This window comes from Kaistella jeonii (genome assembly GCF_000812865.1).
Taxonomy (GTDB): Bacteria; Bacteroidota; Bacteroidia; order Flavobacteriales; family Weeksellaceae; genus Kaistella; species Kaistella jeonii.
On sequence record NZ_JSYL01000001.1, the window covers coordinates 407,071 to 418,154 of the forward strand.

Genomic DNA, 11,084 nt, shown 5'->3' on the forward strand with positions numbered 1-11,084 from the left:
ACTTTGCTCACCGGGAGAAAACGGGGCGTTTTCTTTGTATTAAATTGATGAAAGTTGGGAAACATTACGGCGTTCCTTTTGGTTGAAAGACATATATCATTCTTCAGTTTTTTGAAAAGTGACATTGGTCATTTTATAATCAAAAAGACTATCGTAAATTTGAGATTAGCAATTTGAAATTAAATACATCCGGATCTGAAGATATATAAACACTACAAACATTCGTAAATGTAAAACTTCGATACCCGGAAAATATTAAAACAATTACTATGAAAAATGTTAAATATCTGATATTTATTTTTCTGATAGTTATCTTACCAATCCTTCTTTGGCTTTTAAATTTTCCAAATACAACTATAAAGCATAATGCCTTTCCCATTATTGTATATAGCAGTCAATTATTTGCTGTAATTGGTTTTTCCCTGTTTGCTACATCCTTTATACTATCAACTAGGATTAAAGTAATAGAAAAGTATTTTGGCGGCCTTGATAAGTTATATCATAAACATCATACAATTGGCAAACTAGCTTTTATGATGATGATGATTCATCCGGTTTTATTAGCGTTGAGATGGATTCCCGACAACACAGAAAAAATATTTTGGTATTTATTGCCAGTACATAGAAAGATTGAAATCAATTTTGGCAGTTGGGCATTATTGGGAGTGTTTGTATTGTTGCTGTTTACCATATTTATAAAATTACCTTATGATAAGTGGAAAATAACACACAAATTTATGGGACTATTTTTTATTTTGAGTATTGCTCATGTCTTTGGTGTAGATAGTTTTTATACTAAAAATCCTTTCCTTGCAATCTACTTTATAATTATTTCGGTTCTCGGGATATCTGCCTATTTATATAAAGCAATATTTTATAACTGGCTCGTAAAAAAACATTCCTTCAAAGTATTAAAAATTAATAAGTTGAATGAGAAGGTAATGGAAATCACATTGCTCAATAAATCAACTGTTTTAAATTATATTCCAGGGCAATTTTGTTTCTTCCAGTTTGTAAACGAAGACATTACCATGGAATCTCATCCATTTACCATTTGTGGCTCTAAAAACGAAGGAGAAATAAATATACTCGTGAAATCTTTAGGAGATTTTACTGTAAACCTTTATGAAAAACTGACAATTAATACTCCTGCCTTGATTGAAGGACCTTTTGGTTGCTTCAATTATAGAACCGGGAAAGACAAGCAAATATGGATTGCTGGGGGCGTCGGGATCGCTCCATTCATCAGTTGGTGCAGAGATTTAGAAAAAAATGATATGGCAGGACTCGAAGTTGATTTATATTACTGTGTAAATAACGAAACGGAGGCCTTTCATTTAAAAGAATTCGAACAATTCGAAAATAAAATTCCCAATTTTAGAGTGCATTTGTGCTGTTCAGATAAAACTGGATTTATAAAAGGAAGCGATATTAAAAACGCAAATAGTAGGACCATATTTATTTGTGGTCCAAAGGTAATGAGGAGTGCTTTGTTAAAAGATTTTAAAGTCCTTCATGTTCCAAATGAAAATATAATTTTTGAAGATTTTGATTTTATATAAGCGCCGTTGCCACAGGAATGCTTCCGCGTGGTCATCATTAAAGATTAATTCACCTTTAGCAATACCCGATGTCGTGGATTTGTAATTCGTGATTAAAATCATCCCATAACGATCACAAAAAGATCCAATGGGCTTTCTAAATATTCATAATTCTCGCACTGCTGAATTAATGATTCTTTGCTTTTCTGATCATTTTTTATTTTATTGACTAATTCTATATTATTAAAGACATTCCCAAAGATCTAAAACTTATTTCTTATAATTTTAATTAGTTAACTTTTCAGTTAAATTTATCATAAAACATATTTTAAGTTTATTTAGGGCATATAAATTGACGATTATTAAAAATAAATTATATAAAAATAAAATTATGGCAAAACAAGACAAAACAACAAGTCCAACTTCTAAAAAAAGTTCAAATAAAATGGAATCTAAAGGATTTCCGGCACAACCACAACTATCTGTGCCGACCGATTTAAAACCAACTGAAGTACAAAATGTCGTACATGCAGTAAATCCTTTAATAGCTGATGCTTTCGCACTCTATACGAAAACAAAAAATTTCCACTGGCACTTATCAGGTTCTCACTTTAGAGATTATCACCTTTTATTTGATGAGCAGGCAGAAGCGATTTATGACAGCATCGATATTCTTGCAGAGAGGGTTAGAAGAATCGGAGGTACTACGATAAGAAGTATTTCTCATATTTCACAATTGCAAACAATTTCTGATAACAACGACGATTTCGTGAGCGCGCAAGACATGATTGCAGCGTTACTTGCGGATAACAGACACATTGCTGCAAATCAAAGAACAGCAATTAAAACAACTGAAGATAACAGAGATTCACCAACCAGTAATCTTTTGCAAGAACAACTGGATGCTACAGAGCGTAGAATCTGGTTTTTATTTGAAATTAGTCAAGGATTTGAAAATTAAGCCAACTTCACAAAATTTCATATTACACAATACCTTCTTTATTGAAGGTATTTTTATATGCCACCATTTGAATTCAATAATTGTCACGTTGAATTTCTTTTTTAATATCAAATTCAATAATTTTAAAAGTAAAAATTGGTAATAATACTGTCAAAACAGTAAACCAGATATGAACCAGCTATACTAAATCCAGGGCTTTTAGGCGAAATAATGTCACTCATCATAATTATTATATGTCCAAAACTACCTCCTCTTACAGGATTTAGATGACGATAGTTCATTTTATACCACATTATCACTTTTCTGCAGTGAGTTTCGGTTGCTATTTAAAATCATTCCAGAATCTATTCCCTTCGCTTTCAGGTTCTGACTAAAAACACTAATTTGCAATAATGAAGTTGCACCATCTATAAAATTAAAATGTCGGATAAAAAACCAAATTATTTCATGCAATCTGTGGCTGAAACTTTAGATCAACTGGGTGTTGAATCTTGCAGCGGTTTATCTCAAGCAAAGGCGCTTCAGATAAAAGAGGAAATAGGACCAAATCGTCTCCAGGCAAAAAAAAAGAAACCCGTTTATAAAATATTGCTATCGCAACTTCAGGATTGGCTCATCTACGTTCTCCTAGCCGCCGTTATTATTACGCTTTTCATGGGCGAATATATTGATTCCGTCATTATTACGCTCGTCATTCTTATTAATGCCGGTATCGGAACTTTTCAGGAAGTAAAAGCCGGCAAAGCAATCGATGCATTATTAAAAATGTCCTCTCCTAAAGCTTTGGTGAAACGAGACGGACAAACCAAAGAAATAGACAGCGCGGAATTGGTTCCGGGAGATCTAGTTATTTTAGATGCGGGCAGAGTTATACCGGCAGATTTGCGCCTGATAGAAACGGTAAACCTTCAAATAGAAGAATCATCTTTAACGGGAGAATCTCTTCCTGTTCATAAAAATGCTGAGGCTTCTTTTGATAATACTAAAATGCCAATCGCAGAGATGGCAAATATGTGCTTTATGTCAACGGTGGTTACTGCAGGAAGAGGAGCAGGTGTTGTAGTGGAAACCGGAATGAATACCGAAGTGGGAAAAATTGCTGATCTTCTCGACACAAACGTTCATCAAAAAACTCCTTTAGAAAAAAAATTAAGCGAACTCGGAAAAACGCTTGGAAAAATCGCAGTTGCAATCTGCATCATCATCTTTGGTATCTCCTGGATTCAGGGAAGAGATCCGGCTGAAATGTTTTTGATCTCAGTTTCGCTTGCCGTCGCTTCCATTCCGGAAGGTTTGGCTGCAATTGTGGCAGTGGTTCTGTCCATCGGTGTTACAGCAATGTCGAAGAAAAATGCAATTATAAGAAAACTCCCTGCAGTTGAAACTTTGGGCTCGGTGAATATTATTTGTTCCGACAAAACTGGTACTTTAACGCTTAATAAAATGACGGTAACTGAAGTCTATACTTCGGAAGGCCCCATTTTAATACAAGCTGCTAATAAAAATATCCTCTCGGAATCAGTAAGAATATTGACAGAAGGAATGATCCTCTGCTCAGACGCAACCCTTGAAAATGAGGAAGCAACAGGCGACCCCACGGAGATTGCGCTTCTGGTGCTCGGTGATAAAATGAAAATTGACCGCACCGATTTATTAGAAAAAAATCAAAGAGTTGGAGAATATCCTTTTGACAGTAACCGAAAGATGATGTCGGTTCTTATAAAGTCGGGAACTGATTTTACGGTTTATACAAAAGGAGCGTTGGGAAGTTTGTATCATGTTGCCGAATTTATTTTTGATCAGGGAGAAATCCGTTCTATTACAGCAAAAGACAAACAAAATTTTAGCGATGCTGCCAGAAAGATGTCCAACAATGCTTTGCGAACCTTAGCTTTGGCGTACAAATCAGCTTCATCTGATATGACTTCAGATGAAATGGAAGAAGGTCTAGTTTTGGTCGGCCTTGTTGGGATGATCGATCCCGCCCGAGATGAAGTGAAGCCTTCTATTCAGCTGGCGAAACAGGCAGGAATAAAAACAATTATCATTACTGGCGATCATAAAAATACTGCTTTTGCTATCGCAAAAAATCTTAAGGTTGCCGATTCCATAGAACAAGTGCTTACTGGTCCAGAACTGGAAGAATTAAGTGAAGCAGAACTTGCAGAAAAAGTGGAGAATTATCGCGTTTTTGCGAGGGTTTCTCCACAACATAAAGTCCAGATTGTTCAGGCACTTCAGGCAAAAGGAAATATTGTATCAATGACAGGTGATGGCGTAAATGACGGACCTTCACTCACTGTTGCGGACATTGGAGTTGCCATGGGAATTACAGGGACCGACGTCGCCAAAAACGCGGCAGATATGATTCTCACGGATGATAATTTCTCGACTATTGTAGTAGCAATTGAACAGGGAAGAAATATTTTTAATAATATTAAGAAATCAGTTATATTTCTGCTGACTTGTAACTTGGGTGAAGTACTCGTCATGTTTGTGACGCTCTCGCTCGGTTGGCCGGTTCCACTTATTGCTACCCAACTTTTATGGATCAATCTGCTCACGGATTCTCTACCTGCGATCGCACTTGGAATGGATGGCGATGATTCCGATGTTATGCAAGAAAAACCCCGAGATGCCAAAGAAAGTTTCTTTTCGCAAGGTGCCGGAATTCACGTTGTTCTAGGTGGAATACTCATTGGTTTAATTACTATCCTGGCATTTTGGTATGGATTTTACGAACTTGGCTACTCCCCTTTTGACAAACAAATCCCAGAAGAAGTAGTTAAAAATGCCAGAACTTTAACTTTTCTAGTTTTAGTTTGTTCACAACTCTTTTATTCTTTCGGTTTAAGAAACAGTAAAAAACCCTTTTATAAATTTAAAATTTTCAGCAACAAGTTTTTAAACGGAGCAATCGCGTTAGGACTATTCTTGCAATTGTCCTTGTTATTTATTCCTTTTCTAAGAAATGCTTTCAGACTTCACATGCCCGATCTGAATGGTTGGCTTATGGCTTTGGCGCTTGGACTGATCCCTTTAATAATGCTGGAAATCTCTAAGATATTTTTAAAGAAAAGAAAATAAAAAAGAGCGATAAATCGAGCACTCTTTTGTACAATTACAATGTTCCTTTTTTTGAAAAGTGCAAATTTCTCCATCTAAAACCCTTTCATTTTGATAGAATATCCTATCAAAATGAAGTGATTTTCATCTTCATTCTTATTTAAATTAAATAACAAAATACTATCAGTTAGACAGTTATGGATCATTTATAAAGCAGTGGAATGAAAATTGACGTTAGCTAGTCAAATAAATTAATATTGTTATGACAATCAAAGAAAAAACTGAATTGCTGAAAATAAAGGATTTAGAGATCAAAACTATTAAAAAAATTTACAAAGAACAAAAAGATTCGGTGATAAGATTGTATGGAAAAGTAGAGCAAATGTTTAGTAAAGGAAATTATTTTACGCGATCAATTATAGGAAATAATTATATCACACCGCTTTCTCAACGGCTGGAAATGAATTATAGTTGGGGTAAACAATATCTGGATCTTTTCCCCCAAAATCTTAAAGTTGAATACAGCAGACAAATATATTCATCGGGTATCTGATAATTTTTCAAAGATTTACACCCAATGTGAATTCTTTGATAAAAGATAAGGTATTGTAAAATGATAATTTGTGACTTTCGCTACATCCAAAGAAATTTCTAGGTTAAAGATTATACCTATTTCAGAATATAGAAATTTTGGGAACCTTCCCATAAACTTTTCTGATCGTTTTCTTCTTTACTTTTTTATCTTCAAACAAGAGAAATAATACCTTTTTTGTACCCCACCAATTTTTCCCTAATTCGTAATCCCAAAGATTATCTGGATAGAAATTAAAACCGTCTCCTAGCTCTTCTATTATTTCTTCCTTTGTCTTTCCAATCAGAGAAATTTGATGTATTGAATTAATATTATTTTTCAAAGAGGCGTTTTTCATATCAATATTTTCTTAAAATTTTGATTCAATTATATCATTTTATATGATAACAGTACTTTTTAATAATTCCTAAATTACTGTTTTCTAAACCGTTAATCATTTGGAATAAAGTGAACTTTATAACACTACGAATATAATTTTAAGATTTGCTGGAACAAAGTAAAGCTCTTGTCATTTTCGTTATAATGATAACAATGATTAAAAGATAAGATGATCTAATACTAACGATATCCTTATCATTCTATTTAAAAAGTAATTTATCAAAATCTAAATCGCTGGAAATTGGAGGGATTTTTGCAGTAATAAAAACAGAGACTTCTCCTACTTGAAATAGTTTTAATCAATAAATATATAAAATCATGTGGAAAGAAACGAATGGAAAACTTCATCAAACTTTTAAGTTTAAAGATTTTTCGGAGGCATTTGCCTTTATGACAAGAGTGGCCTTGATCGCCGAAAGTCAACAACATCACCCGAACTGGTCCAATGAATATAACAAAGTTGAAATCAATTTATTTACGCACGACGCAGGTGATAAAATTACGGACAAAGATCACAAACTTGCCAAAGCGATTGATAAAATGATGGAATAAATGCCAAAATAATTTTTATTGGATTATCTTTGAAATTAATCATAATAGACAATGTTGTAGAAGATGTTTCTTGCATTGTGATAGAAAGAAGTGACAATAAAAATATTTTTTACATTCTGCTTAAAAAAAATTGATTCGTTACAAATAAATAAGTCTTAAATATGAAAATACCAATGTTCAAATTCACTTTTTTGATCCTTTTATTTGGTTCAGTATCGCTATTCTTTGCAAAGGAAAATATTCCTTACAGATTGGCTCAGAATTATTTTGTAAGAAATGACTTTCCTGATCATAAATTTCAAATAATTAAAATAACCAACAACAAACAATTAGTCGGGATTTTCGGAATGGCAGCAGCGATGGGAAAAAATGGAACACCAACAGAAATAGATTTTTCTAAGAATTTTGCAATTGCCGTAATAAATGGCGTTAGTAATAATGTAGATGCTCTAAATATAAAATCTTTGATTCACAAAAAAAACTCTTTAAAAATCAATTATTCATTAATTAAGACAGAAGTAAAATCTTTTTCTTCGAGACATTTTAATTTATTAATTGTCGATAAAAAATACGTCAACAATAAGCTTTATGCAAATTGTAAAAGTGCAACTGAAACCATAATTATCGGTAAAGAAATCTACGAGAATAGTTATAAATCTTCAATAGCATCTATCTATAGTATTTTGAATAATAATTGTATTTCTTGGGTAGAAATCCATTCTGTTTTTAAACGTAAAGCAGGGAATTTTGGTTTAGTGTTTAATAAAAATTATTTTGAGGTATAGTTGTTCGGTTTTAATACAAGCTCAATATTCTAAAAATCGTAACTTTCACGAAAGAATATGAAAATTGAGAAAGTAATAATACAATCGATCCTTAATTTAAGAAGTTTTTAACTTTAAAACCATGAAAAATTATTCCTATGACACCGTAAGCGAGGCGATGAAACATCTTGCTGAACGAGGATACACAACAGATTTCGAGATAATGGCCGAAAAAGAATGTTTAATCTGTCATCAATCTGCGACCAATCTTTCACCCGAAGAATTTGTAATTGATGAAATCTACCGTTTTGAAGGTGACTCCGATCCAGGAGATGAAATGATTGTCTATGCAATTTCCTCCGAAATGCACGGTTTGAAGGGAATTGTGATCAACGCATTTGGATTATATTCTGATCCTGCGGTCTACAAAATTGTAGAGCGTTTAAAAAGACAAGTTTAATAACAGCATATAATTAGGAGCTTCTCACAATGAGATCCTAATATCTGATTTCCTACCATCCATTTTATTTTTCTACTTTTGCAGCCTCCAAAAATTATGGAGGAGCAAAGTTTTCTTTCGAAAATAACCTTGTATATCCTTCAAACTTTTCAAAGTCTGAGCAATTTTTTGTTCAGATTCAATTATTTACAAATTCTAGAAAAAGACTGTTGAAAAATATATGAAATTAATACTCAACTTATTCGACTTCTCTCAAAAAATAAATTACAGAAACGAAATATTAGCCGGATTAACTGTCGCAATGACCATGATTCCCGAATCTTTATCATTTGCAATATTAGCAGGTTTTCCACCTTTAGTAGGTTTATATGCAGCATTTATTGCCGGATTAATCACGTCAGTTTTCGGCGGAAGACCCGGAATGGTTTCCGGAGGAGCCGGCGCAACAGTTGTTGTTTTAATCGCATTAATGCGCTCCAACGGGATCGAATATGTTTTCGCAGCAGTGGTACTCGCCGGAGTGATTCAGATCATAATCGGACTTTTTAAATTCAGCAAATTCATAAGATTGGTTCCGCAACCTGTGATGTACGGATTTGTAAACGGACTTGCTATTATTATTTTTATGTCACAGTTGACGCAATTTAAAGTCATTGAAAACGGACAATTATCTTGGCTCAAAGGTGAAGCTTTGATGATAATGACTGGTTTGGTTGCTTTAACAGTAGCAATTGTAGTTTTATTCCCCAAGATTACAAAAAAAATTCCCGCTTCGTTGGTTGCGATTATTATCGTTTTTGCGGTGGTCGTTGGTTTTGGAATCAATACGAAAACAGTTCAGGATATTGCTTCTGTTGATGGCGGTTTCCCACCTTTTCATATTCCTAACATTCCATTTTCCTTAGAAGCACTTCAAACCATACTTCCCTACTCTTTAATATTCGCAGCAGTCGGTTTAACAGAAGGACTTTTAACTTTAAATCTCGTCGATGAAATGACGGGAACAAAAGGAAATGGAAACCGCGAATGTATCGCTCAAGGAACGTCTAACATTGCAAACGGTTTCTTTTTTGGAATGGGTGGTTGTCCCATGATTGCACAAACATTGGTTAATCTTTCTGCAGGTTCAAGAGCACGACTTTCTGGAATTATTGCCTCAATAACTATTTTGGTCATCATCCTTTTTGGTGCCCCGATCATTGGCAAATTACCTATGGCCGCACTGGTTGGAGTGATGATTATGGTCGCTCTTGGAACGTTTGAGTGGGCGAGTTTCAAAATCATTAATAAAATGCCAAAACAGGATATTTTTATAGGAGTTCTCGTCGCCGCAATTACCGTTTATCTGCATAATTTAGCTTTGGCTGTTTTGGTTGGGGTTATCATTTCGGCACTCGTTTTTTCTTGGGAAAGTGCGAAAAGAATTCGAGCAAGAACTCATATCGACAATGCAGGAATAAAACATTACGAAATTTACGGACCATTATTTTTCGGATCGGTAATGACTTTTTCAGAAAAATTCAAGATTAACGAAGATCCAGCTGAAATCATCATCAATTTCAAAGAATCCCGTGTTGCAGATATGTCCGCAATTGAAACTCTGAATTCAATTACCAAAAAATATAGCCAAGCCGGTAAAAAGATTCATCTTCAAAATCTGAGTCCAGACTGTATTCGACTTTTAAATAATGCTGAAGCGGTGATTGACGTAAATATTATTAAAGATCCAGAATATTTAGTGGCCATCGAAGAATAAAGAATTATCCACCTGATTTTCAATACTTTAATAAAATAGAAAATAATCTTCCATTAATATGTATGCAATTTAACATAAAAAAAACAGTTTACAATCATGCTTAAATTTTCGTAGATTTAAAAAACTAATCAACCAAAAAACTAATCATGCAAAAATTTATTATTTCTAAAAGAAAAAACGGTGAATATCAGTTTAACCTGAAAGCCACGAACGGTGCCATTATTTTAACCAGCGAAGGTTACAAAGCGAAAGCTTCCTGTGAAAAAGGACTTGAATCTACAAAGAAAAATTCTGAAGATGATTCAAAATTCGACAGAAAAAAATCAAACAATGACAAATGGTACTTTAATTTAAAGGCCGGAAACGGAGAAATCTTAGGTTCCAGCGAAATGTATGAAAGTTCTAACGGAATGGAAAAAGGCATAGAATCAGTAAAAACAAATGCTCCGACCGCAATGATCATTGAAGAATAAGATTTAAATATTATTCAAAATGCTTTAAGAGATTAAAGTATTTTTTTTTGCAGTATAATAAGGGAATCTCAGTAATTTAAAGAAAATCAATTCCAAAAATAAGTTGAAAGAAAATTAAGCAATCGGTTCATATCCTGTCTCATAGAAAAAGCCAAAAGATATTTTAACTGGAAAAGAAGCGGCTCAAATCCATTCGCTAATTTTAGAAATTCTCTTTCTGGAATGCTGCCGTAACATTTTCCCTGATGAATCAAATTCAACGCATGATCTCCCAAAGACACTGTCATACTTCCCAATTTTTTATAGAAAGTATGTTCACTTACTTTCACAAACCCATCTTCCAACATTTCGGAAATTAATTTATTAAACAGTTTTTGTCCTTCCGGAGATAAATTCATGATGATTATTTAATAAGGGTACAATTAACAAAAAACAATTTAAACTACTTATCAAAATTAATTTAAATTATGAATGATTATTATCAAAAGAATACTTTTAAAAAGATGAACGCTAAAAATCGTCTTCTGCATTGAAAATTCAA

11 protein-coding genes are annotated in these 11,084 nt (G+C 33.5%); 9 read left to right on the plus strand and 2 right to left on the minus strand.

Annotation, left to right across the window (positions count from 1 at the left end):
• Positions 1 to 269 precede the first annotated feature (269 nt).
• The 4 genes from OA86_RS01775 (at position 270) to OA86_RS01790 (ending at position 6,121) form a co-directional block, all read left to right on the plus strand.
• Positions 270 to 1,562, plus strand: a complete 1,293-nt coding sequence (locus OA86_RS01775) for a ferredoxin reductase family protein (RefSeq protein ID WP_039347857.1) — start codon at positions 270 to 272, stop codon at positions 1,560 to 1,562.
• Between the two features lie 370 nt (positions 1,563 to 1,932).
• Positions 1,933 to 2,502 (plus strand): Dps family protein, encoded by a 570-nt coding sequence (locus OA86_RS01780; protein ID WP_198410771.1) that lies wholly within the window; start codon positions 1,933 to 1,935, stop codon positions 2,500 to 2,502.
• 420 nt (positions 2,503 to 2,922) lie between these two features.
• Entirely contained in the window at positions 2,923 to 5,589 is a 2,667-nt protein-coding gene (locus OA86_RS01785) for a cation-translocating P-type ATPase (RefSeq protein ID WP_039347859.1), read from the plus strand.
• Between the two features lie 241 nt (positions 5,590 to 5,830).
• Complete coding sequence (locus OA86_RS01790; protein ID WP_039347860.1) at positions 5,831 to 6,121, plus strand: DUF7674 family protein; 291 nt, start codon at positions 5,831 to 5,833, stop codon at positions 6,119 to 6,121.
• 121 nt (positions 6,122 to 6,242) lie between these two features.
• Here OA86_RS01790 and OA86_RS01795 read toward each other — a convergent pair whose 3' ends face one another.
• A complete protein-coding gene (locus OA86_RS01795) occupies positions 6,243 to 6,482 on the minus strand; it encodes a hypothetical protein (protein ID WP_246008062.1) in 240 nt (79 codons plus the stop codon).
• 374 nt (positions 6,483 to 6,856) lie between these two features.
• Between OA86_RS01795 and OA86_RS01800 the strand changes: the two genes are divergently transcribed.
• The 5 genes from OA86_RS01800 (at position 6,857) to OA86_RS01820 (ending at position 10,543) form a co-directional block, all read left to right on the plus strand.
• On the plus strand, positions 6,857 to 7,090 hold the full coding sequence (locus OA86_RS01800) for a 4a-hydroxytetrahydrobiopterin dehydratase (RefSeq protein ID WP_039347863.1): 234 nt from the start codon (positions 6,857 to 6,859) through the stop codon (positions 7,088 to 7,090).
• Positions 7,091 to 7,251: 161 nt separating this feature from the next.
• The gene (locus OA86_RS01805) at positions 7,252 to 7,875 is read left to right on the plus strand and encodes a hypothetical protein (protein WP_052257332.1); all 624 of its coding nucleotides are present in this window, start codon (positions 7,252 to 7,254) and stop codon (positions 7,873 to 7,875) included.
• Between the two features lie 121 nt (positions 7,876 to 7,996).
• Entirely contained in the window at positions 7,997 to 8,314 is a 318-nt protein-coding gene (locus OA86_RS01810; protein WP_039347866.1) for a hypothetical protein, read from the plus strand.
• 220 nt (positions 8,315 to 8,534) lie between these two features.
• The gene (locus OA86_RS01815) at positions 8,535 to 10,070 is read left to right on the plus strand and encodes a SulP family inorganic anion transporter (RefSeq protein ID WP_039347869.1); all 1,536 of its coding nucleotides are present in this window, start codon (positions 8,535 to 8,537) and stop codon (positions 10,068 to 10,070) included.
• 146 nt (positions 10,071 to 10,216) lie between these two features.
• Positions 10,217 to 10,543, plus strand: coding sequence for a YegP family protein (locus OA86_RS01820; RefSeq protein ID WP_039347872.1), 327 nt, complete (start codon positions 10,217 to 10,219; stop codon positions 10,541 to 10,543).
• A gap of 86 nt (positions 10,544 to 10,629) precedes the next feature.
• Here the strand turns inward: OA86_RS01820 and OA86_RS01825 are convergent, their stop codons facing one another.
• Entirely contained in the window at positions 10,630 to 10,941 is a 312-nt protein-coding gene (locus OA86_RS01825) for a hypothetical protein (protein WP_039347875.1), read from the minus strand.
• Positions 10,942 to 11,084 lie beyond the last annotated feature (143 nt).

Excerpts from the sequence above, each read along its gene's own strand:
- OA86_RS01775 (WP_039347857.1), top strand. The coding sequence starts at position 270 with ATGAAAAATGTTAAATATCTGATATTTATTTTTCTGATAGTTATCTTA.
- OA86_RS01780 (WP_198410771.1), top strand. The coding sequence starts at position 1,933 with ATGGCAAAACAAGACAAAACAACAAGTCCAACTTCTAAAAAAAGTTCA.
- OA86_RS01785 (WP_039347859.1), top strand. The coding sequence starts at position 2,923 with ATGTCGGATAAAAAACCAAATTATTTCATGCAATCTGTGGCTGAAACT.
- OA86_RS01790 (WP_039347860.1), top strand. The coding sequence starts at position 5,831 with ATGACAATCAAAGAAAAAACTGAATTGCTGAAAATAAAGGATTTAGAG.
- OA86_RS01800 (WP_039347863.1), top strand. The coding sequence starts at position 6,857 with ATGTGGAAAGAAACGAATGGAAAACTTCATCAAACTTTTAAGTTTAAA.
- OA86_RS01805 (WP_052257332.1), top strand. The coding sequence starts at position 7,252 with ATGAAAATACCAATGTTCAAATTCACTTTTTTGATCCTTTTATTTGGT.
- OA86_RS01810 (WP_039347866.1), top strand. The coding sequence starts at position 7,997 with ATGAAAAATTATTCCTATGACACCGTAAGCGAGGCGATGAAACATCTT.
- OA86_RS01815 (WP_039347869.1), top strand. The coding sequence starts at position 8,535 with ATGAAATTAATACTCAACTTATTCGACTTCTCTCAAAAAATAAATTAC.
- OA86_RS01820 (WP_039347872.1), top strand. The coding sequence starts at position 10,217 with ATGCAAAAATTTATTATTTCTAAAAGAAAAAACGGTGAATATCAGTTT.
- OA86_RS01825 (WP_039347875.1), bottom strand. The coding sequence starts at position 10,941 with ATGAATTTATCTCCGGAAGGACAAAAACTGTTTAATAAATTAATTTCC.